The following is a 26,777-nucleotide window of genomic DNA, read 5'->3' on the forward strand; positions in this document are numbered from 1 at the left end:
CGGAGCGTTGGGCATGCGTGGGGCAGCCGGCCCGTCGATGAGCCTTGAGCAGATCGACCACGCCCTGCGCCGCCGCATGGAGGAACGCGACCGCATCGCCGGCGACCTGCTCGACCTCGACGGCCACCCGAGCCACGCGCTGCTGAAGGGCCTGACCCCGACGGGCGAGACCGGGCGGCGCTGGGAGCAGGCGCAGGTCAGGCTCGTGACCCTGTGGTGGCTCTTCGACACCTACCGCCGGGTGCTCGACCGCGCGCAGGAGATCAGGGCCGGCGGCCGGCCCGACACCGCCCTGCTGACCACACTGCTCACCGGTCCCTCGGTTGAGCTCAAGCCCGACGACGTGCCCGTCGAGAAGCGCTCGCTGCTCAGGGCCGTCGGCGAGTGGATCACCCTGGACGTCGTCCTCGCCCGCATGGACCAGGCGTACCGCGAGGTCGCCGAGACGATCGGCGCCGTGGACACCGCCTGGAACGCGCTGCTTCCGAGGCTCGACGAGACCGACGCGGGCCGCCGCGCGGCCAGGGACCTCGCCACCGCGCTCGGTGCGCCCGACCCCGCGCTCGACCGCTTGGACGCCGAGGCCGTGCGCCTGCGCGCCGCGGTCACCACCGACCCCCTGGGTTCCGCCGGCCTCCGTGGCGAGCTGGACGCGACGGCCGCCGCCGTCGCCGCCCGGCGCGGCGCGCTGGAACAGGCCGCGCGGGTCCGCGAGGAGTACGCCGAGCGGGCGCGCCTGCTGGCCGAGCGCATCGAGCGCGTCGCCGAGGCGGAGGACGAGGCGCGCCGGATCCGCGACACGGTCACCCTCAAGATCGCCGCACCGGCTCTCCCCGAGATGCCCGACCAGGCGCCCGCGCTGCGCGACCGGCTCGGCGCGCTCGGCACGGTCGAGGGCCGCTGGCTGGAGCTGGTCGAGCGCCTCACCGGTCTGGAACGCGGCGTCGAGGAGGCGCTCGCGCAGGCGGGCAGGGTCGCCGAGTCGATCGCCGGCCTCATCGGCCGCCGCGACGAGCTTCGCGGCCGGCTCTCCGCCTACCAGGCCAAGGCCGTGCGCCTCGGCCACGCGGAGGACGTCACCCTCGCCGGGCTGTACGGAGCGGCGCGCGACCTTCTGTGGTCGGCGCCGTGCGACCTGCGGCGGGCCACCGTCGCGGTCGCGGAGTACCAGCGGGCCATCACTCGGATCGGAGCGGCCGGATGACCAAGTGCACGCAGCCCGGATGCGCCGGGACGGTGGTGGACGGGTACTGCGACACCTGCGGCATGGCCCCCCAGCCCGAGCCCGCGCGCGCACCCTCGGGGCCGCCGACCGGCGCGCCCGGGAACGGCCTGCCCCAGAGCGGGCCCGCCGGGCCGGGGGCGCCGTGGTCCCAGGGCGAGCCGCTGGGTCCGCCCGGCATCGGCCCGTCGGGCCATCCGGTGACGGCCTGGCCCTCGTCGCGGTCCGCCGCGGTCGCGCCTCCCCCAGGAGGGCCGGGCGCGCCGCCGCCCGGCGGGCCCGCGTCCGGCCGCCCCGGCACCGCGTGGCCCTCGGCGGGAGGGCCGGTCTCAGGCGCGGTGGCGCCGGGCTCGATGACCAGGCCGTCCATCGGCGTCCCCGGCACGGCAGCCACCGGCTCCTCCGGCACGGCGTCCACCGGCTTCGGCGGCGGCTCCCGGCGCACGAGCACCCGTGCCCGCAGGGGCATGCTCGGCATGGGGCTCGTCGAGGTGCCCCCTGTGCCCTACCGGGATCCTTCGGCGGTGGTCCTCGCCAACCCCGTGGTGCCCGAGGACCGCCGCTTCTGCGGCAACCCCGACTGCGGCAAGCCGGTGGGCCGCCGCAGGGACGGCCAGCCGGGGCGGCCCGAGGGGTTCTGCCCGCACTGCGGCCAGCGCTTCTCGTTCACGCCGAAGCTCCGCGAGGGCGACTTCGTGGCCGGGCAGTACGAGGTCAAGGGCTGCCTGGCGCACGGAGGACTCGGCTGGATCTACCTGGCTGCCGACCGCAACCTCGACGGCCGCTGGGTGGTCATGAAGGGCCTGCTCGACACCGGCGACCTGGAGGCGCTCGCCGCCGCCGAGGCCGAGCGGCGCTACCTCACGGCGATGGACCACCCGAACATCGTCAAGATCTTCAACTTCGTGAACCACCCCGACCCCGGCACAGGGACGATGGTCGGCTACATCGTCATGGAGTACGTCGGCGGCGAGCCCCTTCAGGACCTGCTGCGCAAGAGGCTGAGGGAGTCCGACAACCGCGAGGCGCTCCCGCTGTCCCAGGTCATCGCCTACGGGCTGGAGATCCTGCGGGCCTTCGGCTACCTGCACGACCGGGGCATGCTGTACTGCGACCTCAAGCCCGCCAACGTCATCCAGGTGGAGGAGCAGCTCAAGCTCATCGACCTCGGCGCCGTGCGGCGCGTGGACGACCCCGACAGCGCGATCTACGGCACCGTCGGCTACCAGGCGCCGGAGATCGCCTCCCAGGGCCCCTCCGTCGCCTCCGACCTGTACACCGTGGGCCGCACGCTCGCCGTGCTGAGCTTCCCGTTCAGCCCCGCCAGCGGCGGCACCACCACGCCGCTGCCCGACATGGGGCCAGGACGCGAGTCCTACCAGCGGTTCCTGCAGCGGGCGACCGACCCCGACCCCGGCAGGCGCTTCCAGAACGCCGGGGAGATGTCCGACCAGCTCGTCGGCGTGCTCAGGGAGACCAGGGCCGCCGAGGAGGGCATCCCGCACGGCGCGCAGTCGGGCGTGTTCGGTCCCGAACGCACCGCCGTGGGCACCGACCTGGCCCCCGCGACCACCGGCCGGGTCTTCGGGGAGCTCGCCCGCCTGGACGCCGCCTCCGCGCTGCCCGTCCCCCTGGTCGACCCGCTCGACCCGGCGGCAGGCTTCCTCGCGGGTCTCACCTCGGGCAACCCCGACGAGCTGATCGCCGTGCTGGAGTCCGCGCCTCCCACCCCCGAGACCTCGCTGGCGCTGATCAGGGTGCTGAGCGAGCTCGGCCGTCCGGTCGCAGAGGCCCTGTACGCGGCGGCGGGCAACGAGCTGCCGGGAGACTGGCGGCTGTGGTGGTACCGGGGGATCGCCGAGCTGGCCTCGGGCGACGCCGGCCTGGCCGTGCGGTACTTCGACGGGCTCTACTCCTGGTTCCCCGGCGAGACCGCGCCCCGGCTGGCACTCGCGTTCGCCCTAGAGGCGGCCGGGTCCGCCGCCGAGGCCGCCCGCCACTACGCGGCCATCTGGCAGACCGACAGGTCCTTCGTCAGCGCCTGCTTCGGCCTCGCGCGCATCCGGCTCGCCGAGGGCGACCGCGTGGGGGCCACCCGCGCCCTGGACGAGGTGCCCCCGACCTCCATCCACCGCACCGCCGCCCAGGTGGCGGCCGTGGCGGTGGCCGTACGGGGGCAGGCGCCGGCCGAGCCCGAGCTGGTGGCCGCCGGGGAGCGGCTGCGGAGCCTCAAGCTGGACTCCCGCGACCGCGACGGGCTCGCGTCCGAGGTGCTGGAGAGCGCGCTCGCCAGGTTCGTCACCGGCCAGTCGTCGCCCGGCGGCGGCACGCTGCTCGGCACGCCGCTGAACGAGCACGGCGTGCGCGGCGAGCTGGAGCGGGTCTACCGCGCGCTCGCCAGGTCGGCCGGCTCCACCGAGGACCGGCACGCCCTCATCGGCCGGGCCAACGCCGTGCGCCCGAGGACGTTGTGGTGAGCGGCTCCTGTCCCCGGTGCGGGACGCGCGTCCTCGCGGGTGAGGCGTTCTGCGAGGGATGCGGCCACGACCTGTCCTCGCCCGCCGGCGCCGCCTGCACCGCGTGCGGGTCGGCGAGCGTGGGAGCGGACGGCTACTGCGAGAACTGCGGCATGCTCCAGCCGACCGGCCGCGACCACGTCGAGATCGAGCTGGAGACCTCGGCCGGCGTGAGCGACCGGGGCCTGCGGCACAGCCGCAACGAGGACGCCATGGCGCTGCTCTCCGCCGGGCCGGCGTCGGTCGTCGCGGTGGTCTGCGACGGGGTGTCGACCTCCCCCCGCCCGGACGAGGCCTCGCAGGCCGCGGCCGACCTCGCGGCGGCCACCATCGCCAAGAGGCTCGCCGACGGCGACGACGCGGAGACGGCCACCCGTGAGGCCGTACGCCTGGCGGCCGACGCGGTCGCCGCCTCGGCCAGGCCCGGCGAGGACTCGCCCGCCTGCACCTACGTCTCCGCGGTGGTCGGCGGGCGGCACGTCACGGTGGGCTGGGTGGGCGACAGCCGGGCGTACTGGCTCGGCACGCAGTCGGCGCTGCTCACCACCGACGACGCCACCCCCGGCACGCACATGCTGACCGCGTGGCTGGGCGCCGACGCGGGCGAGGTCGTGCCGCACGTCCGCACCTTCACCACCGACGGGCCGGGCGTGGTGCTGCTGTGCAGCGACGGCCTGTGGAACTACTACCCGGAGCCGGAGGCGCTGGCCGCCACGGCATTGAACGAACCCCCTCTCGCGGCGGCGCGGCGGCTCGTACGGCTGGCGAACGAGGCGGGCGGGCACGACAACATCACCGTCGCGGTCATCCCGTTCGGACAGGGGGAGCGGGCCGAGACCACGGTGGCATTCCCGAAGGAGAGAAGTGACTGACTTCACCATTCGCGTGGACCAGAACAAGTACCTGCCCGCGGGGAGCCAGGAGGTCCACGGGATCATCACGGTCGAGGCGAGCGGCCCGGTAGAGCGGGCCCCCGTCGCCGAGGCCGCCGAGGTGATCATCGTCGACACCTCGGGCTCCATGTCGTACGGCAAGATCGCCGATGCCAGGAAGGCCGCCCAGGCCGCCGTCGACACGCTCCGCGACGGCGTGTACTTCGCGGTGATCTCCGGCAACCACCAGGCCGAGGTGATCTTCCCGGGCCACGGGCAGCTCGTCCCGGTGGACGCGCAGAGCCGGCACGCCGCCAAGGACGCCATCTCCCGCCTGCGGGCCGAGGGCGGCACCGCCATGGGCCGGTGGCTGCGCCGCGCCGCCGACCTGTTCAGCGCCCACCAGGTGAACCACCCCGGCGCGATCAGGCACGCCATCCTGCTGACCGACGGCAAGAACGAGCACGAGCCCGCCCCCGAGTTCGACGCCAACCTCGCCTACTGCTCGGGCAAGTTCGTCTGCGACTGCCGCGGGGTGGGCACCGACTGGGTGGTCGCCGAGGTCCGCAGGATCGGCTCCACCCTGCTCGGCAGCGTGATGGACGTCCGCAGGCCCGAGGAGCTGGAGGAGGACTTCCGGGCGATGACCGAGGCGGCGATGGGCAAGACCGTCGCCGACGTCGCGCTGCGCGTGTGGACGCCCCGGGCGGCGACGCTGAACTTCGTCAAGCAGGTGTCCCCGGCGCTGGAGGACCTCACCGGCCGCCGCACCGAGGTGGACGCCCTGACCGGCGACTACCCGACGGGATCCTGGGGCGGCGAGTCGCGCGAGTACCACATCAGCGTGCGGGTGCCCGCGGGAACCGTCGGCCAGGAGATGCGCGCGGGCCTGGTCAAGCTGGTGCTGCCCGGCACGGGAGAGGTGCTGGCCAGCGGGAACATCCTCGCCCAGTGGAGCGACGACCCCGTCCAGTCGACCCGCATCAACCCCAGGGTCGCCCACTACACCGGCCAGCAGGAGCTCGCCTCGCTCATCCAGGAGGGCCTGCAGGCACGCAACGACGGCGACATCGAGACCGCGACCGCCCGGCTCGGCAAGGCGCGCGGCATCGCCGAGCGGGCCGGCAACGAGGAGACCGCCAAGCTGCTCGACAAGGTCGTCGACGTCGACCCCGAGACGGGGACGGCCCGTCTCAAGCGCACCGTCGACAAGGCCGACGAGATCGCGCTCGACACCCGATCTGTCCGCACAGTCCGCATGCGCAAGGACCCGGAGAACTGAGGATGGCCACCTGCCCCGTAGGGCACGACTCCTCCGACGAGGAATACTGCGACACTTGCGGCGCGCTGATGTCGGGCACCCCTGCCCAGGGCGTGCCCGAAGCGGGCGCGGCGTCCGCCGGTCCCGCCGCCCAGGGAGGCGGGGGTCAGCCCGGCGCGTGCCCCGACTGCGGGGCGCCGCCGAGCGGCCGGTTCTGCGAGACGTGCGGCTACGACTTCGTGCTCGGCGGCGGCGGCCGTACGGCCCCGCCCGCCGCCCAGCCCGCCCAGCCCGCGACCTCCGCCGGGACCGCGCCGCCCGCCCAGCCGTGGCAGCCCGCGCAGCCGGTCCAGCCCGGCCGGCCGGCCCAGTCCTGGCAGCCGGCCCAGCCCGTCGAGTCCCCGCGATCGTGGCAGCCCGCGCCGCCCGTCCAGCCCGCGCCGCCCGTCTCCCCGGCGGCCTCCGGCGGGACGGGGCAGGTGCCGGCGGGCGGCTGGGTCGCGGTGATCGCGGGCGACCGCGCCTACTACGACTCGATGATCGCCCAGGGCGGTCCCGACGCGGCGTGGGTGGCGTTCCCGCCTTACTGCCCGGAGCGGCGGGTCCACCTGAGCGGTGCCGAGATGCGCATCGGGCGGCGGCGGCAGTCGCGGCCGATGGTGCCGGAGATCGACCTGTCCGAGCCGCCGGAGGATCCCGGCGTATCGCACCTGCACGCCGTGCTGCTCGCCCAGCCGGGCGGCACCTGGCAGCTCGTCGACCCCGGCTCCGCCAACGGCACGCTGGTCAACGGCAAGGCCGTGGAGGTCAACGTCCCGGTGCCCCTCGAAGACGGCGACCGCGTGCACGTCGGCGCGTGGACCGTCATCACGGTGCGGAAGGCCTGAGATGACAGTTTCCGCCCCGTCCCCCGCCGCCCCCGTCGCGGCCCCCGATCCCGCCGCGCCTCCCGCGCCCGCCTCGGGCTTCGCGCCCCTGCGCCGGGTCAGGAGGGTGCGCACGGTCCCCGGGCGGATCCGCCTGTTCGCCGCGCTCGCCGTGGCCGCGATCCTGCTGCTGTTCGCGACCGTGAGCCTCGCTATCGGGCACGCCAAGGACGGCCTCAACGTCATCGGCCACACCGCGGGCCCGCAGGTCGTCGCCACGGCCGACCTGTACTTCGCGCTGAGCGACATGGACGCCCAGGTCGCCAACCTGCTGCTCACCGGCCGCACCGCCGGGGTCGGGCCGGGCAGGCAGGCCACGCTCGACCGTTACGACGAGCGCCGCTCGCAGGCCGACCGCGCCGTGCTGCAGGCGGCCGACCTGGCCAGCGACGACGCCACCGAGCAGGTGACCGTACGGGCGCTGCTCGACGGGCTCGGCAGGTACGAGCAACTGGCCGCCCGCGCCCTGGTCCTCGACGAGCAGTCGGGCCACCAGGCCGGGCCGCCCCCGCAGGCCGTGCTCGACGTGTACCGCCAGGCCACCGACCTGATGCGGCTCGACCTGCTGCCCAAGGCGTACAACCTGACCCTCGACAGCGGCACCATCGTCAGGCACGCCTACCTCGCCGAGCTGTCCGCGGTCCAGATGGGGCGGCTCTGGGTCGGCCTCGCCGGCGCGCTCGCGCTCGCGGTGCTCATCGTGCTGCAGGTCTTCCTGAGCCGGGGGTTCCGGCGGACGTTCAACCTGCCGCTGCTGGTCGCCACGGTCGTCACCGGCGTCCTCACCGGCGCCGCAGTGCTGGTGCTGCAGCACGAGGGCGGCGTGCTCACCGACGCCAAGGAGAACGGCTTCAACTCCGTGCTGTCGCTGTCGCGAGCCCGTGCGATCGGCAACACCATGCACGGCGACGAGAGCAGATACCTGCTCGACCCGCAGCGGGCCGACACCTACGAGCAGGTGTACCTCGACAAGTCGCAGTCAGTGCTGTACGTCCCCGGCGGCAACCTCGACAAGTACTACGCCGCCGTCGACGCGGGGGTGGCGGCCTACCCCGGGAAGGCCGACTTCCTCGGCTTCTACGGTTCGGAGGCCGCTCACGTCACCCTGCAGGGGCAGCGCGAGGCCATCGGCAAGGTGCTCAAGCTCTACCAGCAGTTCCAGCAGAACGACCGGCGGATACGGCGGGCCGCCGAGGGCGGGATGCGGCGCGACGCCATCCAGGTCGCCATGGGGCCCGCCTTCGGGGCGTACGACGACGCCCTGGTGGAGCTCACCGCCCTGCACCGCAAGGCGTTCGACTCCGCGGTGCGCGACGGCGACGGCGCGCTCGGCGGGTGGAACCTGGTGCCGCCGGCGGCGGCGCTGGCCGCCATCCTGCTGATCCTCATCGGTGTCCGGCCCCGGCTCGCCGAGTACCGCTGAAGGGAACGTCTTGATGGTCACGCTCACTAGGAAGCGCCGCGCGGGGCGCGGGGAAGGTCGTCTCCGGCGCGCCGCCGCCGTGGCGCTGGTCGCGGCGGCCGCGATCCCGCTCGCCACGTCCTGCGGCGCCGGCACCTCGATCCTGGACAAGGACTCGCTGGTCATCGGCGTGAAGCCGGACCAGCCCGGGCTCGGGGTCAAGGCGCCGGACGGGAAGTTCAGCGGCTTCGACATCGACGTCGCCTCCTACGTCGCCGGCAAGCTCGGCAAGCCCGTGCGGTTCGTCGCGGCGCCCTCGTCCGAGCGCGAGAAGATGCTCATGAACGGCTCGGCCGACCTCGTCGTCGCGACCTACTCGATCACCCCGGAGCGCAAGACGAAGGTCTCCTTCGGCGGGCCGTACTACGTGGCCCACCAGGACACGCTGGTCAGGGGCGGGGAGGGTGGGGTCACCAACGTGCGCGACCTGCGCGACCGCAAACTGTGCCAGGTCACCGGGTCCAACTCCTGGCGCCGGGTGAAGGAGGAGCGGAAGATCCCCGTCACGCTGGTACCGTCCGCGTCCTACAGCGAGTGTGTCCGCGACCTGAAGGCGGGCACGGTGGACGCGGTCTCGACCGACGACCTGATCCTCGCGGGATTCGCCACCTCCGGCACCAAGATCGTCAACGCGCCGTTCAGCGACGAGAAATACGGCGTGGGCATTCGCACCGGGGACGTCGACGGCTGCGAGGCGGTCAACAAGGCGATCACCGAGATGTACCAGGACGGCACCGCCAAGAAGCTCCTGCAGAAGTGGTTCGCCAAGTCCGGCCTGGCCCTCAGCTTCACCGTCCCCCAGTTCGAGGGCTGCGGCTGATGCGACGGGCCGGGCGACCGGCCCCGCTCCTTCCCGGAACGCCGCGCCCGCGCTCCGCTCTCCTCATCTCCGGTCTTCGGTTCCCGCGTTCGGCCGTACGCGCGGCGTCACGGTGCGGAGTCGCAAAGCCGTACGTACGTGACATGCGTGGCGATGTTGTGAAATTTCGTGAACACGAGGCGAACGCCGGGGGTGGGGGTGGCGTGGGACATCTTGCGTGGACGGCTATATTACGGGTGAACAAGCCGCGCTCTTGTTCATGAACTCCGGGTTTTCTCATGGATCGAGGCCGGCCGATGGGCGACATGATCATCGTCAACTGCACGGTGGTCGACGGCAGGGCGGCCGACGGCCTCGGCCCCGTCCGCGACGCGGCGGTGCTGGTCCAGGGTGAGCGCATCGCCGCCGCCGGGCCCCGCGAGGAGATCCTCGACCGGGCGGGGGACCTCAGGCGGATCGACCTCGGCGGCGCCTACCTCACCCCCGGTCTGATCAACATGCACACCCACCTGTCGCTGTCGCTGCCCGGCCAGGGCGGGGAGAGCGTCAGGGCCATGGGACCGCACGACCTCGCGCTGTACATGGCGGACGGCGCCCGCCGCACGCTCCACTGCGGGGTCACGACGGTGAGATGCGTGGCCGAGAAGGACCACGCTGACTTCGCGCTTCGGCGGGCGATCGAGTCGGGCAGGGCGGCCGGGCCGCGGATCTTCACGGCAGGCCGGGCCCTGGTCTGCACCGGCGGACACGGGCACGACGCCACCGACACCCTGGAGTGCGACGGGCCCGACGAGTTCAGGCGAGGGGTGCGCGCCCAGATCAAGGCCGGCGCCGACCTCGTCAAGGTCATGATCTCCGGCGGCATCGCGGGCGAGCACGAGCGCATCGACACCCCGCAGCTGTTCGCCGACGAGATGGCGGCCGTGCTCGCCACCGCCCACGCGTGGGGGCGGAAGGTCACCGCGCACGCGGGCCCCGCCGGGGTGATCGCCCAGGCCGTGGAGCTGGGCCTCGACTGCGTGGAGCACGGCTACGAGCTCACGCCCGAGGTCGCGGCGGCGATGGCCGAGCGCGGCACCGCCCTGGTGCCCACGCTTCTGGTGACGCGGTGCAAGGAGTTCTTCGACGAGCTCGGGGTACCCGAGTGGATGCAGTGCCGCTCGCTCGGCGCGGGCCCCCGGCACCTGGAAAGTTACGCCATGGCCCTCGCCGCGGGCGTCGAGGTGCTCCTCGGCAGCGACATGCCGCCATTCTGGCGGTTCGAGGGGACCAACGCGACGGTGCGCGAGCTGGAGTACATGTCGGAGGCCGGGCTCGGACCGGCCCGGGCCCTCCACGCGGGGACGCTCGGCCCGGCGCGCTGGCTCGGCGCCGAGGCCGACCTCGGCACCGTCCAGGCCGGCCGGTACGCCGATCTGATCGCGATGGACGCCGACCCGCTGGCCGCCACCTCGGCCTTCCGCGGGGTCCGCTGGGTGATGAAGGGCGGTGAGGTCGTCCGCGACGACCTCACCGGCCGGCCGGACTCGTGACGCGCGAGACCCCCGGCCGGGACCACGTACGGAAAGATCCGGAGGAGGGGTTCACCGTGGCAGGACCGAAGGCCGGGGACGACAGGGCGGCCGCGGAACCCGGGACGGGCGAGCAGGCCGTCCCCGGAGACACGCGGGAGACGGGCGGAGCCGGAACGTGCGGCGAGCAGGCCGTCCCCGGAGAGGTCCCGGAGGCGGGCGGAGCCGGGGACATGGAGTTGTACGACCTGAGGGTCGTGGTCGACCGCATCGAGGGCAGGTCGGTCTGCGGCATGCGGGTGGGCGACCGCTTCGAGCTGGAGCGGAGCGCGCACCTGCGCCTGCCGGACGGCAAGCACTTCTGCGTGTACGCGCTGGCCGCGGTGCTGCCGTTCCTCGCGGCCAAGCAGCGCGACCTCGCCGCGGGCGACTGGCTCGCCCAGGACTCGCTGTTCGCCTGTCCCGACCCGGAGGAGCGGCTGGTGATGCGGGTGGAGCGCACCCGCCGCCGCCGCATGAACTCCGCCGACCTGACCTAGACCTGGCTGGATCTGGCTGGATTTGGCTGGACCTGGGGAGCCGCCGATGTGCTCCCCGTGGAAGATTCCGGAGGAACCCGATGAACGTTGCCGAGATCGGGCTCGGCCTGCAGAGCGACAAGCGGCCCGGCGACTACGCCCGGCTCGCGCGCCGGGCCGAACGTCACGGGTTCGACGTGCTGACCGTGTTCGGCGACCTGATGTACCAGCCGCCGATCTTCCCCCTGCTGGAGATGGCCGCCGCGACCGAGCGCGTACGGCTCGGCCCGGCCTGCCTCAACCCCTACTCGCTCGCGCCCTACGAGATCGCCGGTCAGCTCGCGGCCCTGGACCTCGCATCGGACGGCCGCGCCTACCTCGGCCTCGCCCGGGGGACGTGGCTCGGCGCCGTGGGCATCGCCCAGCCCCGGCCGCTCACGGCGCTCGCGGAGGCCGCCGAGGTCGTCTACCGGCTGCTCGGCGGCGACGCGGAGGGGTACGAGGGGGAGGTGTTCCGTCTGGAGCCCGGCACGCGGCTGCGCTACGACGTCCGGCGCCCGCGCCCGCCGCTGCTGCTCGGCGCGTGGGGGCCGAAGGGCGCGGCGCTGGCCGGGCGCGTCGCCGACGAGATCAAGGTGGGCGGCAGCGCGAACCCCGCCATGGTGCCGGTGATCCGCGAGCGGGTCCGCGCCGGTGCCGAGGAGGCCGGGCGCGACCCCGGCGACGTCGGCATCGTGCTCGGGGCGGTAACCGTCGTCGCCACCGACGGCCCGGCCGCGCGGGCCAGGGCGCGCACCGAGGTGGCCATGTACCTCGCGGTCGTGGCCGAGCTGGATCCGACCGTGGACATCCCGGCCGACCTGCTCGCGCGGGTGAGGGAGCTGGTCGACGCGGGTCAGGACCGGGCCGCCGGAGGGCTGATCCCCGACGACCTGCTCGACCTGTTCGCCTTCTCCGGCACCCCCGAGCAGGTGGCCGCGCAGGCGCAGACGCTGATCGACGCCGGGGTGCGGCGGGTGGAGTTCGGCACTCCGCACGGCCTGGACGACGACCGGGGGGTCGAGCTGCTCGGTGCCGCCGTGCTGCCCATGCTGGACCGCTCAGGCGGCACGACCGCACCCGCACCCGACCGCCCGCACGACGCCCGGCCGCACGGCGGAGCCAGGGCGGCGGGCCGGTCGAGGCGTGGACTGGAGGTCTGATCATGCGGGTGCTGGTCGTGGCCGGTCCCGGCCTGGTGGCGGACCCCGGCCTGCTCAAGGATCTGGCGGCCGAGGAGGCCGCCGCGCTCGGGGTCCAGGGCCGCTTCACGGTCGCGGCCGACGTGCCCGCGCTGCGGGCCGAGCTCGACGGCACGCGGGACGACTGCGCCGTCGTCGCCCTGCCCGGCCCCGACCCGGCCGCCAGGCGGCTCATCGCCACCCCGGCGGACTTCTCACCCCGCACGGTCTGGCTCGACCTGGCCCGCGTGGGCCCGCTTCCGGCGGCGGGAGGCGCCGCGCACCTGCAGGGACGCGGTGCCTTCGGGCTGACGTGGGCCGTCCGCCACGCGGTGCACCGGCTGCGGCGGCCCGCGCGCCGCATCCCGTACGGCGGTCACGCCGACCAGTGGGGTGAGCTGCGGCTGCCGTCCCCGGCGGACGGCACGCCGCCGCCGGTCGCGGTGCTCGTCCACGGCGGCTACTGGAGGTCGATCTGGGAGGCCGACCTGATGGACGCGCTCGCGATCGACCTCGCCGACCGGGGCCACGCCTCCTGGAACCTCGAGTACCGCCGCCCAGACCTGCACGGCTGGGACGCCACCACCGCCGACGTGGCGGCCGGCATCGCGGCCCTCGCGACGCTGGACGTCCCCCTGGACCTCGGCGGCATCGCGGTCGTCGGCCACTCCGCGGGCGGCCAGCTCGCGCTGCGCGCCGCCGCCGACACGCGGCAGGCCGGGGAAGGCCCGGCGCGGGTGTCGCTCGCCGTGTCGCTCGCCGGGGTGCTCGACCTCGTGGAGGGGGACCGGCGCCAGGTCGGCGCGGGGGCCGTCGCCCGCGCGCTGGGAGGCGCCGCGGCGGAGATCCCGAAGGTGTACGCCGCGTCCAGCCCGATGGAGCGGCTCCCGCTCGGCATGCCGCAGCTCGTCGTCCAGGGCGCCTCGGACGACCCCGACCTGCTCGACTCCAGCCGCAGGTACGCGCGGGCGGCGGGGCAGGAGGCGTCCTACCTGGAACTCCCCGGCGACCACTTCGACGTGATCGACCCCGCCACGCCGATCTGGCAGGCCACCGCGCGCGAGATGGCCGCGATCCTCGGCGCCCGGCGCTGAGGGTCAGTCCTCGATGTGGGTGAGGGGCCGCCAGGGGATGGGGCTGGAGAGCATCATCATGCTGGAGGGCTGGCCGTAGGGGGCCAGGCGGTCGATCAGCTCCTCGAAGGCGCCCATCGAGGAGGCGGCCACCCGCAGCAGGCAGCACGTGTCGCCGGTGACCCGGTGCACCTCCACGATCTCGGGCCAGGCCAGCGCCTGCTCGTCCCTGAGCACGCAGCGCACGCCGTAGCACGACATGCGGATCAGCGCGCTCACCTTGCGCCCCGCCCGGGCGGGGTCCACCCGCGCGTGATAGCCGGAGATCACCCCGGTCTCCTCCAGCCGCCTCACGCGCTCGGCCACGGCCGGCGCCGACAGGTGCACCCGCCGGGAGAGCTCACTGTAGGACAGCCTCGCGTCCGCCTGCAGTTCGGCCAGAAGGGCCCAGTCCATCGCGTCCACGGTCACGCTCCGTCATCCGCAAACCGAAACCGTCATGCACCTTCCGTTCCGAAAGTGAAACGGTCGAATCGCCACTGACTCATCATTTCACTAAAATTCTATCTAAGTGAACATGGAGGTGAACTAAGGAGTTGCGATGACGAGCAGGCGGCGGGCCGGCGGTGCCCGGGTGCGGGCGGTGGGCGCGCTGCAGCGTGCCACCCGGGTGGTGACCAACCACGGGTCACCCACTCTGGACTTCGCGTCCGGCACCCCCTACGACGACTACGTGGCCGCGGAGGTCCTGCACGGGCTCCAGCGGCCGATCACCGACGTGCCCGAGGAGCGGGCGTTCCTGGTGACGACTCAGGTCATGGAGCTCTACTTCGGGCTGATCCGCTCGGAGTGGCGCCTGGCGCAGCGCATGCTGGACGCCGACGAGGTGGTCGCGGCGACGGCGGTGCTCGCCAGGAGCGTGCGGTACTTCGAGGCGCTGAACGCGGCCTGGGGCGCGCTGAGCTGGCTGACGCCCGCGCAGTTCAACTCCTTCCGCGACGCGCTCGGCGAGGCCTCGGGCTTCCAGTCGGCCATGTACCGGCACCTGGAGTTCCTGCTGGGGAACAAGTCCGAGCCGCTCACCCGGCCGCATCGGCGCAGCCCGGAGGTCTACCGGGAGCTCATCGAGGCTCTGGAGCGCCCCAGCCTGTACGACAGCGTGCTGGCGCTGCTCGCCCGGCGGGGGTTCGAGATCCCGGCGGTGGAGGACCGCAGGGCCGAGTACGCCGCGAGCCCGCTCGTGGAGGCGGCCTGGGTCGAGATCTACGCCGGGCGCGGCCCGGGCGACGAGCTGTGGACGCTGGGCGAGACGCTGACCGACCTGTCCGAGCGCTTCTCCGACTGGCGCTACCGGCACCTGATGGCGGTGCGCCGGTCGATGGGGGCCAAGCCCGGCTCCGGCGGGTCCAGCGGCCTGAGCTGGCTGGAGCGCAGCCTCAGCCGCGACGTCTTCCCCGAGCTGTGGTCGGCCCGCACGGTGATGTGAGCCCGTCCCGCGCGGCGCGCGCTCTCGCGCCCGGTACGCGCCGGAGAAGTGCGGGTTCACACCTGAAACGCCTGCACGGCGGTGTTCATGATGTTCTGTCCCACGTTACAGAACGTCGTCCCGGATGGATCAGAACAGCCGGGGCGTGACCACCGAGACCACGGTGGTCACGCGGTCGGTGTCGTTGTACATGGCGTGCGGCACAGTGGAACGCAGGTGGACGCTGTCGCCGGGGTACAGCCGGTGCTCCACGCCGTCGACCTCGTACAACAGCTCGCCGTCGAGCACGAAGGCGAACTCCTCGCCCGCGTGCCCGTAGGCGTCCTCACGCCGCCCGCCGGGGGCGATGTGCACGAGCAGTGGTTCGAGCACGAGGCTCGGGCCACGGGCGGACAGCATGCGATAGGTCTGCTGGCCCGAGACGTACTCGGCGGCCGCCGTCGCGGCCCGGGTGAGCGTGAAGTGGGACGGCAGCCGGGCGACCGTCGCCCGATCGCCGTCCGCCTGCTGGTCGTCGTCGAAGAACTCCGCCACGCTCCGGTCGAGCGCCGCCGCCACGCCGTTCAGCGCGGTGAGGCCGATGGAGGAGATGCCGCGCTCGACCTGCGAGAGGAAGCCGATCGAGAGCCCGGAGCGGGTGGACAGGCCGCGCAGGGTCAGGCCGCGTTCCTTGCGGAACCTGCGCATCCGGGCGCCGACCGCGTCCTGGCGCTCGCGGTCGTCGCGATCGTCGCGGCCCTGGTGCTCCGAGATGCCCACCGGAAGCCCTCCTCGATCGAGCGGCTCCGCCGCGCTTTTTCGTCCAGCAGGACAGATTTCACTCGTCCAGCAGAACATATTTCACAACAGGCGGCGCCCCCGTGCCAACCTGCGCTTTCCACAACCATTCCGGCGCGGTGGTCCCGCGCGCCCGCGCGCGGCGGGTCGCGGGCGCAGGGATGAACGTTTCGTGGGATAGGCCAGGTGGAACCTGGGGTAGGGAAGCGCGGGTGAAGGGCGAAGCTAACACGACCCAGGGTGGGGCCGCATCGGCTCCGATCACCGCCGACCTCGGGCTTTCCGTCAACGGCCGGCGGCATCCGGTCACCGTGGACACCCGTGAGACGCTCCTCGACACCTTGCGGGAGCGCCTTGACCTGACCGGGTCGAAGAAGGGCTGCGACCACGGCCAGTGCGGCACGTGCACGGTGCTGGTGGACGGTCGGCGGGTCAAGTCCTGCCTGACGCTCACGGTCAGCGTGGACGACAGGGAGATCACCACCGTTGAGGGGCTCGCCGAGGACGGCGCCCTCCACCCGCTGCAGGAGGCGTTCGTCGAGTACGACGCCCTGCAGTGCGGCTACTGCACGCCGGGGCAGCTCTGCTCGGCGGTCGGCATGCTGACCGAGGCGGCGGAGGGATGGCCGAGCGCGGTGACCCCCGGCGTCGGCGCCGACCAGGGGCCGCTGAAGCTCGACGAGGACGAGATCCGCGAGCGGATGAGCGGCAACCTGTGCCGCTGCGGCGCCTATCCCGGCATCGTCGCGGCCATCGGGCAGGTGGCCGGGTGAGGCCCTTCACCTACGAGCGGGCCACCACCGCGCGGGCGGCGGTGGAAGCGGCCGGCGCGGACGCCGTGTACCTCGGCGGGGGCACCAACCTGGTCGACCTCATGCGCCTCGGTGTCGTCTCACCCGGCACGCTCGTCGACGTCACCCGCATCGCCGCCGACGCGGTCGAGGAGACGCCCGGCGGCGGCCTGCGCGTCGGCGCGGCGGTCCGCAACGGCGACCTCGCCGCCCACCCCCTGGTACGGCGGCGCTACCCGATGCTCGCGCAGGCCGTGCTGTCGGGGGCCTCTGGGCAGATCCGCAACATGGCGACCGTGGGCGGCAACCTGCTCCAGCGCACCCGCTGCCCCTACTTCCAGGACGTCGGCAAGCCGTGCAACAAGCGGGTCCCCGGCTCGGGCTGCCCCGCCCGTACGGGGGCCCACCGCAACCTGGCGATCCTCGGGCACTCCGAGAGCTGCGTGGCCACCCATCCCTCCGACATGGCGGTCGCGCTGGTGGCGCTCGGCGCGGTGGTCCACGTGGAGGGCCGTGAAGGCCCGAAGAGCGTGCCGATGCCCGGCCTGCACCGGCTTCCCGGCGACGAGCCCGACCGCGACACCGTGCTGGAACCCGGCGACCTGATCACGGCGGTGGAGCTGCCTCCGCTGCCGTTCGCGGCCCGGTCCCGCTACCGCAAGGTGCGCGACCGGGCGTCGTTCTCGTTCGCGGTGGTGTCGGTGGCGGCGGCGCTGGAGGTGACGGACGGGGTGGTCAGGGACTGCCGCATCGCCCTCGGGGCCGTAGCCCACGTGCCGTGGCGGGCCGAGGCGGCCGAGGCCGCGCTGCGCGGCGCGCCCGCGACGGAGGCGGAGTTCGCCCGCGCGGCCGACGCCGAGCTGGCCACGGCACAGCCCCTGCCGCTCAACGGGTTCAAGGTGCCGCTCGCCCGCAATGTTCTGATCCGTGTACTCGCCGACCTCGTGGAGATGCGATGACCACCACCGGCACGAGGTACGTCGGCACGGCACTCGACCGGGTGGACGCCCGGGAGAAGGTCACCGGCCAGGCCACGTACGCCTACGAGAACCGCCCGCGCGACCTGGTCTACGCCTACCCGGTCCAGGCGGCCATCGCCCGGGGCGAGATCGTCCACGTCGGCGTGGACGCCGTGCTCAAGCAGCCCGGGGTGATCGCGGCGATCTGGCAGGGCAACGCCCCCCGGCTCGCGCCCTCCGACAACGCCGAGCTGGCCGTCCTGCAGTCGCGGCGGGTGGCGTACCGGGGGCAGTACGTCGCGGTGGTGGTCGCCGAGACCTACGAGGACGCCAGGGAAGCCGCGGGGCTGATGCAGGTGGAGTACGCGGCCGAGGAGCACGACGTCGACCTGTACCCCGGCCACCCGAGGATGTACCGCCCCGACCACGTCAACCCGAGCTTCCCGACCGACGTCCAGCGCGGCGACCCGGACGCCGCCCTCGCGGCGGCCCCGGTCACGGTCGACGCGGTGTACACCACGCCGGCCGAGCACAACAACCCCATGGAGCCGCACGCCACGGTCGCGGTTTGGGACGGCGACGGGCTGACGCTCTACGACTCCACCCAGGGCGCCTCGGCGCTGCGCAACACGGTCGCGCCGCTGTTCGGCATGCCGCCCGCCCAGGTGCGCGTCATCTGCCCGTACGTCGGGGGCGGCTTCGGGTCCAAGGGCCTGTCGCATCCCCACGTGGTCCTCGCCGCGCTCGCCGCCAAGCAGGTCGGCCGCCCGGTCAAGCTCGCGGTGACCCGCCGGCAGATGTTCGCCGTCACGGGGTACCGCACGCCGACCGTCCAGCGCGTGCGGCTCGGCGCCGAGGCCGACGGGCGGCTGGTCGCGATCACGCACGAGGCCTGCGAACAGAGCTCCACCCTCACGGAGTTCGCCGAGCAGAGCACCGTCGCCACGCGCGTGATGTACGCCGCGCCGCACCGGCGCACCACCCACCGGCTCGTACGGCTGGACGTTCCGACGCCGTCCTGGATGCGCGCGCCCGGGGAGGCGCCGGGCATGTTCGCGCTGGAGTCGGCGATGGACGAGCTGGCGTCCGCGTGCGGCGTCGACCCGGTGGAGCTGCGGATACGCAACGAGCCTGACAGCGATCCCGAGACCGGCGTGCCGTTCAGCTCCAGGAACCTGGTCGCCTGCCTGCGCGAGGGGGCCCTGCGCTTCGGCTGGCAGGGTCGCGACCCCGAGCCGGGGATCCGGCGCAGGGGAAGGATGCTGGTCGGCACCGGGATGGCGGCGTCCACCTACCCGGCCTACCGCGCCGCCTCATCGGCGTCCGTGCGGGCAGAGCCGGGCGGCAGGTACACCGTGCGGATCGCCGCCGCCGACATCGGCACCGGCGCCAGGACCATCCTCACCCAGATCGCCGCCGACGCCCTCCACACGTCCCCCGAGCTGGTCGAGGTGGAGATCGGCGACAGCGCGCTGCCCACGGCGTCCCTGGCCGGCGGGTCGATGGGCTCCGCCTCGTGGGGCACGGCCGTGGTCCGGGCCTGCGAGAAGCTGGTGGAGGAGCTGGAACGCGGGGGCGGCGAGGTTCCGCCCGGCGGGGTCCAGGCCGACGCCGACACCAGGGAGGAGATCCGCGGCCAGGCGAAGTTCGCGCGGCACGCGTTCGGCGCGCAGTTCGCCGAGGTGGGCGTGGACACCGACACCGGCGAGACCCGGGTGCTGCGGCTGCTCGGCGTGTTCGCCGCGGGCCGGATCCTCAACCCGAAGACCGCGCGCTCGCAGCTCGTCGGCGGCATGACCATGGGCCTGTCCATGGCCCTTCTGGAGGAGAGCATCATGGACCGCGAGTTCGGCGACTACCTCAACAACGACCTCGCCCAGTACCAGATCCCGGTCAACGCCGACATCCACGACATCCAGGCGTACTGGGTGGACGAGGACGACCCGCACCTCAACCCCATGGGCTCCAAGGGCATCGGCGAGATCGGCATCGTCGGCACCGCCGCGGCCATCGCCAACGCCGTCCACCACGCCACCGGCGTCCGGATCCGCGACCTGCCGATCCGCCTGGACAAGCTGGTGCGCTGAGCGCGGCGGGAGCACATGACCGGGCTGTTCCGGCGCCCCGCCGACCGATTGGCCGACGCCGCCCCCGGCTGGCTGCTTGAGACGGTGCGGCCGGTCCCGGTGCGTCCCCGCTGGGGGGCGATGGCGCGGGTCGCGGCCTCGGTCACGACCCCGCTGGTGGTCGGCTGGGCCGCAGGGCGGATCACGATGGGCCTGCTGCCGGCCATGGGGGCCATGGCGGCGGCGCTGGCCGACCGGGGCGGCTCGTACCGGGCCCGGATCATCCGCATGGCCTCGGCCGCGGCCGGCGGCGCGGCGGGCTACATGATCGGCCACGCCACCCGGGGGCTCGGCTGGTGGACGGTGCTGGTCGTGGTCCTCGTCTCGGTGGTGTCCGCGCTGATCAGCACGAGCGGGGCGGCCGGCTCGCTGAGCGCGCTCCAGATGCTGGTGATGACGGTGCTCGGCATCAGCGTGCCCTACCCGGAGACCTCCCTCACCGGGGCCCTGGCCTACCTGCTGGGGGCGTCCTGGGCGCTGGTGCTGTCCGTCGCCGCCTGGCCCCTGCGTCCGCGCGCCGCCGAGGAGGCGGCGGTCGCGCAGGTGTACCGGGAGCTCAGCCGCCTTTTCGAGGAGCACGGGCCGGAGCGGGCCGTCGCCCTGGCCGCGTTCGACACCACGCTGAAGAACGCCTACGACACGGTGTTCGGCGCCCGCTCGTCGGCCGCGGGGCCGGACCCGGAGCGGACGCGGCTGGTCGCCCTGCTGAACCAGGCCTCGCAGATACGCCACGCGCTGGTCTCGTTGAACCAGGAGAGCCGCGAGCCGCCGCCGGAGGTCGCCGGCGTCGTCCGGGCCGTCACCGAAGCCCTGTCCGGCGGTGCCCGGTCCGTGGGGATGCCGAGGTGCGAGGCCGGCTCACCCGCCCTGCGGGCGCTGTGCTCGGCGGTGGAGGAGGCCGTCGAGCTGGTGTCCGGGGCGGACGTGGCGGCCGAGGAGCTGCCGTACGAGCGCGTCGGGTACGGCGCCCGGCTCAGGTCCGCCTGGGAGCGGATGCGGTACGGGCACCTTACCCGCGTCTACACGATCAGGCTGGCGCTGTGCATGGGGGCCGCGGCGGCGATCAGCGAGCTGCACTGGATCCAGCGCTCCTACTGGACGATGCTCACCGTCGCCCTGGTGCTGAAGCCCGACTTCGGCTCGGTCTTCGCGCGGGCCCTGCAACGGGGCATCGGCACCGTCGTCGGCGCGGTGATCGGCACCGTGGTGCTCTCCGCGGTGCCGTACGGCCCCGCGATCCTGGTCCCGATCGCGATCTTCGCGGCGCTCCTGCCGTATGGGCAGCAGCGCAACTGGGGGCTGATGTCGACGTTCCAGGTGCCGCTGGTCGTGCTGCTCGTCGACCTGCTGACCGGCGCGGGGCCCGAGCTGGCGGAGATCCGGCTGGTCGACGCCCTGATCGGCTGCGCCATCGTGCTGCTGCTCGGCTACCTGCCATGGCCCGCGAGCTGGCAGGCCCCGGTGGGCCCGCGCTTCGCCGACACGGTGTCGGCCACGGCCCGCTATTTGCGGCACGCCTTCGACCGCGACGACCCGAGGCGCGCGCTGCTCCACCGGGAGGCGTTCGACGCCCTGGCCGACCTGCGCACGGTCTTCCAGCGGGCCCTGACCGAGCCGCCGGTCGTCAGCAGGCGCATCACCACCTGGATGCCCGCGATGGCGGCGCTGGAGCACGTGGCCGACACGACCGCCGCCACCGTCGCCCGCACCGACCACGGCGCGCCGCCCCCGTCCGACGAGGCGGTCCAGGCGGCGGCGAGGTCGCTGGACGACATCGCCGAGAGCGTCCGCACCGGCCGCCGGGCCGGCGACCATTCCGGACTCGTGGACGACGACACCCTCGAACGCGTCGACTGCGCCGTCCGCGGCCTCCGGTCCACCCTCATCCAGGCCACCCCCCACTGACCCACCCATCGGCCGGAGCCGCGCGCCCGTTGCGGCGCCAAGTAACTCGAACGGCCGAACGGCTTGGCGCCAGGTCGCACGTGGTCAGAGGGGCTGGAGCCGGGTGTGCAGGAGGCAGAATTCGTTGCCTTCCGGGTCGGCCAGGACGTGCCGGCTCTCGGTGCCGGTCTGGCCGACGTCGACGGGCCTGGCGCCGAGAGCGAGCAGCCGCTCCAGCTCTTGCTGGTCCGGCGGCTTCACGTCGACCTGTGCCGCCTCAGGGGTACGACCTGCCGCTCCTGACCGCGTCCCCCGGCCGGTAAAGGGCGCCAGCCGCCGGCCGCTCCTCTCCCTCCCGCACCACGCCGGGCACGGCGGAACGGTGCGGACCGAAGGCGTGCCCCCCGGAGCGACCTCGTGACCTCTCCCGTCTCCTTCCACCCCGACCCCGCCGCCGATCCGGGCGCCGAGCGTGCCACGGCGGGGCAGGGGAGCCCCGTCCCACAGGCGGCGGCGCCTCGCGAGCGCGCGCCGGGGTACCGCAGGTTCGGCGTGCGGCTGCTGTCGATCGCGGTGCTCCTGGTGCTGTGGCAGCTCGCCGCGAGCGTGACGCGGAACCCGTCCTTCATCCCCGCGCCCCGGGCGGTGTGGGACCAGCTCGTGCTCACCTCGACCGTCCACGACGGATCCGGCGCTACCGGATTGTCGGCCAGTGCTCCGGCGTTCACGCCGGGGGTGAAGGCCGACGCGGGAGCGCCCGCTAGGGTGCGAGCGTGCCCTGACGTTCAGGTGTTTGCTGCTCGATCCCACCAGGCGTGAGGGATATCAGGACACCGGATCGGGGCCGTTCGGCTCTATGGTGGGTACTCGCCGACGTATGCGGAACAGCACCGACCTGGTCTCCAGGTTTCCCATCTTTTTCTCGCACACTCATGCGAATACTCGAAGATCGGCTGGCACACTTTCCAGTGTGCTGCTTCGTTACTCCTTCCGCATCGATCCGACGCCGGGTCAGCGTGTCGCGTTGGCGCGGGCGTTCGGGTGTGCGCGGGTGGTGTTCAACGACGCGTTGGCGATCCGTAACCAGGCTTACGAGCAGGGGTTGCCCTTCGTCACCGATGCTGAGCTTTCGGTGCGGGTGATCACGGCGGCGAGGAAACGCGCCGACCGGGCGTGGCTGGGTGAGGTGTCGGCGGTGGTGCTTCAGCAGGCGCTGGCCGACTGCACCACGGCGTTTCGCAACTTCTTCGCCTCGATCAGCGGCAAGCGGAAGGGCCCCAGGGTGGGTGCTCCCCGGTTCCGGTCGCGCAAGGACAACCGGCAGGCGATCCGCTTCACCCGCAACGCCCGCTTTGCGATCACCAGGGCGGGGCGATTGCGGCTGCCGAAGATCGGGGACGTGCCGGTGCGCTGGTCGCGCCGGTTGCCAGCCGCCCCGTCCAGCGTGACGGTGATCAAGGACGCGGCGGGCAGGTATTACGCGTCGTTCGTCGTCGAGGTCATCGCCGAACCGCTCCCGGCGGTCGGCGCCGAGACCGGGATCGACCTGGGGCTCGGTCGCTTCGCCATCCTCTCAGACGGCCGGAAGATTGACTCTCCCCGGTTTCTGCGCCGGGCCGAGAAGAAGCTCAAGAAGCTTCAAAAGGCGCTGTCACGCACGCAGAAGGGGTCGAACAACCGGGCCAAGGCCCGCACGAAGGTCGCACGAGCGCACGCGAGGGTCGCTGATGCGCGCCGCGAGTTCCACCACCAGCAATCCACGGCGATAGTTCGCGAGAATCAAGCGATCTTCGTGGAGGACTTGGCGGTGAGGGGACTGGCGCGCACCAGGCTGGCCAAGAGCGTGCACGACGCCGGGTGGAGCTCGTTCGTGGCCATGCTGGAGTACAAAGCGGAGCTGTACGGGCGGACGTTCCTGCGGATCGACCGCTGGTTCCCCTCTTCCAAGCTGTGCTCGGCGTGCGGTGCACTCGCCAAGTCGATGCCATTGGCGGTACGGGAATGGGCCTGCGTCTGTGGCGCCGTGCATGACCGGGACGTGAACGCCGCGATCAACATCCTCGCCGCCGGACGGGCGGAGAGGCTAAACGCCTCCCACATCCGTGGGCGGGACGGTCAAGACCGTCCCGGTGGAGGCCGGGTAAGACCACCGCTCGCGGTGGCACCAGCCGACGAAGCAGGAAGCCACCGAGGTGCCGCATGAACCCGTGCGGCACGGACGAGAATCGCCGGCGTTCATGCCGGGGAGCGCGTCAAAGCGGTCACCTGCTCGTCGAGCACCTCGGCGTCAGCCTCCGCCGCATCCTCATCGGCTCGGTGCTCGGCGTCGTAACGGGGCTCGCGCTTGGCGTCGTCATGGGCACTGTCCCCTGGATCCGCGTGGTGGTCGAGCCGCTGGTCACCTTCGTCCGCGCGCTCGGTGGCGCGCGGGCTGTCGGCGCCGCTGAACATCCCCTACCAGGTGGCGTTCGTCCTGGACGTGGCCGGGGACAACGAGGCGCTGGTCGCCCGCGACAGCGCCGGCATCACTTCGGTGGAGGACCTGCGCGGCAAGAAGGTGGGCGCCCGGTTCGCCTCCACCGCTTACTACAGCCTGCTCGCGTCGGAGGCGTGGACGACGCGCATCCCGAGATCTACGCCGACGTCGCCATGTGGGGCAGCCGCAGCACGGCGCACTACGCCAACCGCGACTACGGCTCCGCCCACACCGCGTCATGCACCGCATCACCCTGCGCGGAGACCGGCCCGTCGGCCCCCCTCGGTGACGCGGGAACTCTGAGGCGCCGCGGCAGGTTTCCCCTGGTTACGGCGGCGGAAGGACCTGGGGCGAGGATCAGGCCGGTGTGGCCGCCCGTCGGGGGAGGGGGCAACGTGATCCTGGTGACCGGCGCGACCGGCCGGGTCGGCTTCCGTCTCCTTGAACGGCTCGCCGACGCGCTCGCCGAGGCCCGCGCCGCCTTCGTCGGCCGCCCCCCGAACATCTCCGCGCCGCCGTCCTAGCCGGTCATCGGCGCGTGAAACGACCCCGTGATCCCGCGCGGGAGGCGACCCGGGAGCCCGGCTCCGGTCAGGCGTCTTCCCAGAGGACCTGCCGAGGGGGGCGGGGGAGGCGTACGGCCCCGCTGCGGTCGGCCAGGGTCGCGGCCCTGAGGAACAGGGGATGCCCGTCCCCGAGCGGCGGGCGGCCGTGGGAGAGGGGCGCGCGGTCGAGCAGGGGGGCGAGGAGGTCGTCGAGCCCGTCGAACCGGCCGGTCTCGAACCGGTGGGCGGCCTCGTCGTAACGCCCTTCGAGGAGCAGCGGGTGCGCGGCGTCCAGCCCGCTCACGGTCAGGCCGGCCAGCGCGGCGCGGTGACGTCGCGCGGCGCCCTCGTCGCCGCGCGCGTCCTCGCAGCGGGCGGCCAGCAACAGCGTACGGGCGCGTCCCGGCGGGTCTCCGGGTTCGGTCTCCGCGGCGCGGACCTTCTTCAGCGTCGCGACGGCCGCCGCGGCGTCCCCGTTCCAGAGCTGGACCTCCGCCAGGGCGCGCCGTACTGACAGGACCAGGGCGTCGGACGGCGCCGCCGCGAGAAGGGCCGCCAGCTCGGAAAGCGCGTCCAGCGCGGCGCCGGGGTCGTCCCCGAGCGCGGTCGCGAGCGCGTGCGCGACGCGGGCCTCCGCCCACAGGCGGAAGGAGACGCGCGCGGCGAACCAGTCGTCGAGCACCGGCGCGCGTTCGAGCAGCCGCAGGACGGCGCTCGGGTCCCGCAGGGCGAGCTCGGCCTGCGCCATCCGCACCGTGTCGTGGTTCGGCCAGTAGGCCGTCGGCTGGAGCAGGTCCGCGCGCTGGCGCCCGGCCTCCTGGAGCAGGTGACGCGCCTCGATCGGCTGACCGGCCTCCAGCAGGGCCTCGCCGAGGGACACCCGCGCCGCGACCACGTTGATGTCGCCGGTGTCGCCGAGCCGCGCCTGCCGGTCGGCGACCACGGCCTCGGCCTGGGCGAGGCCGTCCGCCACCCTGCCGGCGCGCGTGGCCGCGCGGGCGGCGGCCTGGGCGGTCAGGGTGAAACGCCGCCACGCCGACGACACTCCCGTGGCGGCGTCCGCGCCCTTCGCGCGCGCCGAGCGGGCCTCCTCGATGAGCCGCGCGCCCTCGACGGGGCGGCCCTCCTCCACGAGCACCTCGCCGAGGTTGTGACGGGCCCGGGCGGCGTAGGAGGCCGCGCTCTCCGGGTCGTTGACCTTCACCTCGGTCTCGGCGATCTCCAGGGAGGACTCGAAGCCGGCCCGGGCGGCGTCCAGGTCGCCGTACCTGAGCAGCGCGAGCCCCATGCGGCTCCGCACGTCGCAGCGGGACCGCAGGCCGGTCTCCGTGCCGGCCTCGGGGCCCGAGAGCAGCCGTGACAGCTCCCCGGCCTCGCGGGCGGCCCGTTCCAGCAGGATTCCGGTGTCGAGGAGCGAGCGCAGGACGTTGGCCTGGGCGTCCGCCTCGGCGGACGTGCCGTCGCCGCCCCTGCGCGCCACGTCGCGGGCCCGTTCGGCCACGTCGAGGTCGTTGATCCAGGTGCCGGCGAGCGGGATGAGGTGCCTCTCGTACCAGTGGGCGCTCAGGGCCGCCGCCTGCCGGTCGACGGGACCGTCCGGGTCGTCGGTCAGGGCGTCGAAGGCGAGGTCGGAGAGCTTCTCGGCGCACGCCCGCGCCCAGCCCGGGGGCGGGAGGCACACGGCGTGCGCCGCCGCCGAGATCACCGGGGCGAGGTGGTCGGCGTAGGCGACGACGCGGCCCGCCCAGCCCGCGGCGGCGGCCCGCCCCATCGCGCTGTCCGGCCAGCTCGGCGGCCCCTGCGGCGCGGACTGGCGCTTCTCCGACGTCGCGATGTCGCCGATGCCGAGCTGGACCTGCTGGGTGAGGAACGCCTCCGCCCGGTGGAAGCGGGCCACCAGGAGCAGCGCCTGGGTGACCAGGTCGCGCGCCTCGACGATGCTCCCGGGGGGCGCCGGCCGCTCGGGCGGGCCGTTGCGGTCCGCGAACTCGACGAAGGCGTGGTGGAGGGCGAGGGCGACCAGGACCCTGCGGCTCTTGACCTCGTTGTAGAGCCAGACGGCGCTGCGGCGCCCGCTCTGGCCCTCCCGCGAGAGCCGCACGGCCGAGGCGACGTCCTCAGCCCTGACGAGGTGGTAGTCGGTGTGGCGAAGGACCCCTGCCGCGGCCTCTCCGATCGCCGAGAGCCGTCTTTCCTGCGCCGACACCTGGAAACCTCCTCCGTCAGAGCCGCGGTTCACGCATGTGAGGGGATATCAACGGCAAAAGCCATATTGATCTCCAAAGCATATATCTCGGGCATGTAGCGGGCTTCATGGGGCTCGTGCGGGGCG

General features: G+C 73.6%; 24 protein-coding genes and 1 pseudogene. 19 read left to right on the forward strand and 6 right to left on the reverse strand.

Features of this window, described 5'->3' with window-relative positions; translation table 11 throughout:
* The first annotated feature begins 13 nt into the window (after positions 1 to 13).
* On the forward strand, positions 14 to 1,204 hold the full coding sequence (locus ACOZ38_RS18375; RefSeq protein WP_424532108.1) for a hypothetical protein: 1,191 nt from the start codon (positions 14 to 16) through the stop codon (positions 1,202 to 1,204).
* Here the strand turns inward: ACOZ38_RS18375 and ACOZ38_RS18380 are convergent.
* The gene (locus tag ACOZ38_RS18380; protein WP_424532110.1) at positions 1,179 to 1,616 is read right to left on the reverse strand and encodes a hypothetical protein; all 438 of its coding nucleotides are present in this window, start codon (positions 1,614 to 1,616) and stop codon (positions 1,179 to 1,181) included. The genes ACOZ38_RS18375 and ACOZ38_RS18380 overlap by 26 nt on opposite strands.
* Here ACOZ38_RS18380 and ACOZ38_RS18385 point away from each other — a divergent pair.
* From ACOZ38_RS18385 to ACOZ38_RS18430, 10 genes are all read left to right on the forward strand, one after another.
* Positions 1,576 to 3,699 (forward strand): tetratricopeptide repeat protein, encoded by a 2,124-nt coding sequence (locus tag ACOZ38_RS18385; RefSeq protein ID WP_424532112.1) that lies wholly within the window; start codon positions 1,576 to 1,578, stop codon positions 3,697 to 3,699. The genes ACOZ38_RS18380 and ACOZ38_RS18385 overlap by 41 nt on opposite strands.
* A complete protein-coding gene (locus ACOZ38_RS18390; RefSeq protein WP_405149742.1) occupies positions 3,696 to 4,610 on the forward strand; it encodes a PP2C family serine/threonine-protein phosphatase in 915 nt (304 codons plus the stop codon). The genes ACOZ38_RS18385 and ACOZ38_RS18390 overlap by 4 nt, the downstream gene beginning before the upstream one ends.
* Complete coding sequence (locus tag ACOZ38_RS18395) at positions 4,603 to 5,892, forward strand: vWA domain-containing protein (protein WP_405149740.1); 1,290 nt, start codon at positions 4,603 to 4,605, stop codon at positions 5,890 to 5,892. The genes ACOZ38_RS18390 and ACOZ38_RS18395 overlap by 8 nt, the downstream gene beginning before the upstream one ends.
* A 2-nt stretch (positions 5,893 to 5,894) precedes the next feature.
* Positions 5,895 to 6,758 (forward strand): FHA domain-containing protein, encoded by an 864-nt coding sequence (locus ACOZ38_RS18400; protein WP_424532115.1) that lies wholly within the window; start codon positions 5,895 to 5,897, stop codon positions 6,756 to 6,758.
* Position 6,759: 1 nt separating this feature from the next.
* Entirely contained in the window at positions 6,760 to 8,220 is a 1,461-nt protein-coding gene (locus ACOZ38_RS18405; RefSeq protein ID WP_424532116.1) for a hypothetical protein, read from the forward strand.
* A 13-nt stretch (positions 8,221 to 8,233) separates the two neighbouring features.
* The gene (locus tag ACOZ38_RS18410; RefSeq protein WP_424532118.1) at positions 8,234 to 9,079 is read left to right on the forward strand and encodes a glutamate ABC transporter substrate-binding protein; all 846 of its coding nucleotides are present in this window, start codon (positions 8,234 to 8,236) and stop codon (positions 9,077 to 9,079) included.
* A gap of 296 nt (positions 9,080 to 9,375) precedes the next feature.
* The gene (locus ACOZ38_RS18415; protein WP_424532120.1) at positions 9,376 to 10,611 is read left to right on the forward strand and encodes an amidohydrolase family protein; all 1,236 of its coding nucleotides are present in this window, start codon (positions 9,376 to 9,378) and stop codon (positions 10,609 to 10,611) included.
* 56 nt (positions 10,612 to 10,667) lie between these two features.
* The gene (locus ACOZ38_RS18420) at positions 10,668 to 11,129 is read left to right on the forward strand and encodes a TIGR04076 family protein (RefSeq protein ID WP_424532122.1); all 462 of its coding nucleotides are present in this window, start codon (positions 10,668 to 10,670) and stop codon (positions 11,127 to 11,129) included.
* An 80-nt stretch (positions 11,130 to 11,209) separates the two neighbouring features.
* The gene (locus tag ACOZ38_RS18425; RefSeq protein ID WP_424532123.1) at positions 11,210 to 12,310 is read left to right on the forward strand and encodes an LLM class flavin-dependent oxidoreductase; all 1,101 of its coding nucleotides are present in this window, start codon (positions 11,210 to 11,212) and stop codon (positions 12,308 to 12,310) included.
* A gap of 2 nt (positions 12,311 to 12,312) precedes the next feature.
* Positions 12,313 to 13,422: an alpha/beta hydrolase gene (locus ACOZ38_RS18430; RefSeq protein ID WP_424532125.1), complete on the forward strand. Its 1,110-nt coding sequence runs from the start codon at positions 12,313 to 12,315 to the stop codon at positions 13,420 to 13,422.
* Positions 13,423 to 13,425: 3 nt separating this feature from the next.
* Here the strand turns inward: ACOZ38_RS18430 and ACOZ38_RS18435 are convergent, their stop codons facing one another.
* Complete coding sequence (locus ACOZ38_RS18435; protein ID WP_424532127.1) at positions 13,426 to 13,857, reverse strand: Lrp/AsnC family transcriptional regulator; 432 nt, start codon at positions 13,855 to 13,857, stop codon at positions 13,426 to 13,428.
* 145 nt (positions 13,858 to 14,002) lie between these two features.
* On the opposite strand from ACOZ38_RS18435, the gene ACOZ38_RS18440 reads away from it, so the two are divergent.
* Positions 14,003 to 14,887: a tryptophan 2,3-dioxygenase gene (locus tag ACOZ38_RS18440; RefSeq protein WP_424532128.1), complete on the forward strand. Its 885-nt coding sequence runs from the start codon at positions 14,003 to 14,005 to the stop codon at positions 14,885 to 14,887.
* Between the two features lie 129 nt (positions 14,888 to 15,016).
* On the opposite strand, the gene ACOZ38_RS18445 is transcribed toward ACOZ38_RS18440, so the two are convergent.
* Positions 15,017 to 15,646: a helix-turn-helix domain-containing protein gene (locus ACOZ38_RS18445; RefSeq protein ID WP_405149724.1), complete on the reverse strand. Its 630-nt coding sequence runs from the start codon at positions 15,644 to 15,646 to the stop codon at positions 15,017 to 15,019.
* Positions 15,647 to 15,924: 278 nt separating this feature from the next.
* Between ACOZ38_RS18445 and ACOZ38_RS18450 the strand changes: the two genes are divergently transcribed.
* From ACOZ38_RS18450 to ACOZ38_RS18465, 4 genes are read left to right on the forward strand one after another with little or no spacing between them, the layout of a single operon-like run.
* Positions 15,925 to 16,437, forward strand: a complete 513-nt coding sequence (locus ACOZ38_RS18450) for a (2Fe-2S)-binding protein (RefSeq protein WP_424537039.1) — start codon at positions 15,925 to 15,927, stop codon at positions 16,435 to 16,437.
* Positions 16,434 to 17,414, forward strand: coding sequence for an FAD binding domain-containing protein (locus ACOZ38_RS18455; protein WP_424532131.1), 981 nt, complete (start codon positions 16,434 to 16,436; stop codon positions 17,412 to 17,414). Before ACOZ38_RS18450 ends, ACOZ38_RS18455 begins: the two co-directional genes overlap by 4 nt.
* The gene (locus tag ACOZ38_RS18460; protein ID WP_424532133.1) at positions 17,411 to 19,501 is read left to right on the forward strand and encodes a xanthine dehydrogenase family protein molybdopterin-binding subunit; all 2,091 of its coding nucleotides are present in this window, start codon (positions 17,411 to 17,413) and stop codon (positions 19,499 to 19,501) included. The genes ACOZ38_RS18455 and ACOZ38_RS18460 overlap by 4 nt, the downstream gene beginning before the upstream one ends.
* A gap of 15 nt (positions 19,502 to 19,516) precedes the next feature.
* A complete protein-coding gene (locus ACOZ38_RS18465; RefSeq protein WP_424532135.1) occupies positions 19,517 to 21,445 on the forward strand; it encodes an FUSC family protein in 1,929 nt (642 codons plus the stop codon).
* An 84-nt stretch (positions 21,446 to 21,529) separates the two neighbouring features.
* On the opposite strand, the pseudogene ACOZ38_RS18470 reads toward ACOZ38_RS18465, so the two are convergent.
* A pseudogene (locus tag ACOZ38_RS18470) lies at positions 21,530 to 21,667 on the reverse strand (VOC family protein); the annotation flags it as partial.
* 174 nt (positions 21,668 to 21,841) lie between these two features.
* On the opposite strand from ACOZ38_RS18470, the gene ACOZ38_RS18475 reads away from it, so the two are divergent.
* A complete protein-coding gene (locus tag ACOZ38_RS18475) occupies positions 21,842 to 22,243 on the forward strand; it encodes a hypothetical protein (RefSeq protein WP_424532137.1) in 402 nt (133 codons plus the stop codon).
* A gap of 151 nt (positions 22,244 to 22,394) precedes the next feature.
* The gene (locus ACOZ38_RS18480) at positions 22,395 to 23,627 is read left to right on the forward strand and encodes an RNA-guided endonuclease InsQ/TnpB family protein (RefSeq protein WP_424532138.1); all 1,233 of its coding nucleotides are present in this window, start codon (positions 22,395 to 22,397) and stop codon (positions 23,625 to 23,627) included.
* Between the two features lie 32 nt (positions 23,628 to 23,659).
* Here ACOZ38_RS18480 and ACOZ38_RS18485 read toward each other — a convergent pair whose 3' ends face one another.
* Positions 23,660 to 23,875 (reverse strand): hypothetical protein, encoded by a 216-nt coding sequence (locus ACOZ38_RS18485; RefSeq protein WP_424532140.1) that lies wholly within the window; start codon positions 23,873 to 23,875, stop codon positions 23,660 to 23,662.
* Positions 23,876 to 24,034: 159 nt separating this feature from the next.
* Between ACOZ38_RS18485 and ACOZ38_RS18490 the strand changes: the two genes are divergently transcribed.
* Positions 24,035 to 24,424 (forward strand): hypothetical protein, encoded by a 390-nt coding sequence (locus ACOZ38_RS18490; protein ID WP_424532141.1) that lies wholly within the window; start codon positions 24,035 to 24,037, stop codon positions 24,422 to 24,424.
* A gap of 67 nt (positions 24,425 to 24,491) precedes the next feature.
* Here the strand turns inward: ACOZ38_RS18490 and ACOZ38_RS18495 are convergent, their stop codons facing one another.
* On the reverse strand, positions 24,492 to 26,651 hold the full coding sequence (locus tag ACOZ38_RS18495; protein ID WP_424532143.1) for a hypothetical protein: 2,160 nt from the start codon (positions 26,649 to 26,651) through the stop codon (positions 24,492 to 24,494).
* Positions 26,652 to 26,777: the final 126 nt, after the last annotated feature.

This window comes from Sphaerisporangium viridialbum, assembly GCF_049674955.1.
In the GTDB taxonomy this organism is placed as follows: Bacteria; Actinomycetota; Actinomycetes; order Streptosporangiales; family Streptosporangiaceae; genus Sphaerisporangium; species Sphaerisporangium viridialbum.

What these genes read in the sequence shown, in the direction of transcription:
- ACOZ38_RS18375 (WP_424532108.1), top strand. Translation starts at nt 14, where the DNA reads ATGCGTGGGGCAGCCGGCCCGTCGATGAGCCTTGAGCAGATCGACCAC.
- ACOZ38_RS18385 (WP_424532112.1), top strand. Translation starts at nt 1,576, where the DNA reads ATGACCAGGCCGTCCATCGGCGTCCCCGGCACGGCAGCCACCGGCTCC.
- ACOZ38_RS18400 (WP_424532115.1), top strand. Translation starts at nt 5,895, where the DNA reads ATGGCCACCTGCCCCGTAGGGCACGACTCCTCCGACGAGGAATACTGC.
- ACOZ38_RS18405 (WP_424532116.1), top strand. Translation starts at nt 6,760, where the DNA reads ATGACAGTTTCCGCCCCGTCCCCCGCCGCCCCCGTCGCGGCCCCCGAT.
- ACOZ38_RS18410 (WP_424532118.1), top strand. Translation starts at nt 8,234, where the DNA reads ATGGTCACGCTCACTAGGAAGCGCCGCGCGGGGCGCGGGGAAGGTCGT.
- ACOZ38_RS18415 (WP_424532120.1), top strand. Translation starts at nt 9,376, where the DNA reads ATGGGCGACATGATCATCGTCAACTGCACGGTGGTCGACGGCAGGGCG.
- ACOZ38_RS18425 (WP_424532123.1), top strand. Translation starts at nt 11,210, where the DNA reads ATGAACGTTGCCGAGATCGGGCTCGGCCTGCAGAGCGACAAGCGGCCC.
- ACOZ38_RS18430 (WP_424532125.1), top strand. Translation starts at nt 12,313, where the DNA reads ATGCGGGTGCTGGTCGTGGCCGGTCCCGGCCTGGTGGCGGACCCCGGC.
- ACOZ38_RS18435 (WP_424532127.1), bottom strand. Translation starts at nt 13,857, where the DNA reads ATGGACTGGGCCCTTCTGGCCGAACTGCAGGCGGACGCGAGGCTGTCC.
- ACOZ38_RS18440 (WP_424532128.1), top strand. Translation starts at nt 14,003, where the DNA reads ATGACGAGCAGGCGGCGGGCCGGCGGTGCCCGGGTGCGGGCGGTGGGC.
- ACOZ38_RS18460 (WP_424532133.1), top strand. Translation starts at nt 17,411, where the DNA reads ATGACCACCACCGGCACGAGGTACGTCGGCACGGCACTCGACCGGGTG.
- ACOZ38_RS18465 (WP_424532135.1), top strand. Translation starts at nt 19,517, where the DNA reads ATGACCGGGCTGTTCCGGCGCCCCGCCGACCGATTGGCCGACGCCGCC.
- ACOZ38_RS18485 (WP_424532140.1), bottom strand. Translation starts at nt 23,875, where the DNA reads ATGTTCAGCGGCGCCGACAGCCCGCGCGCCACCGAGCGCGCGGACGAA.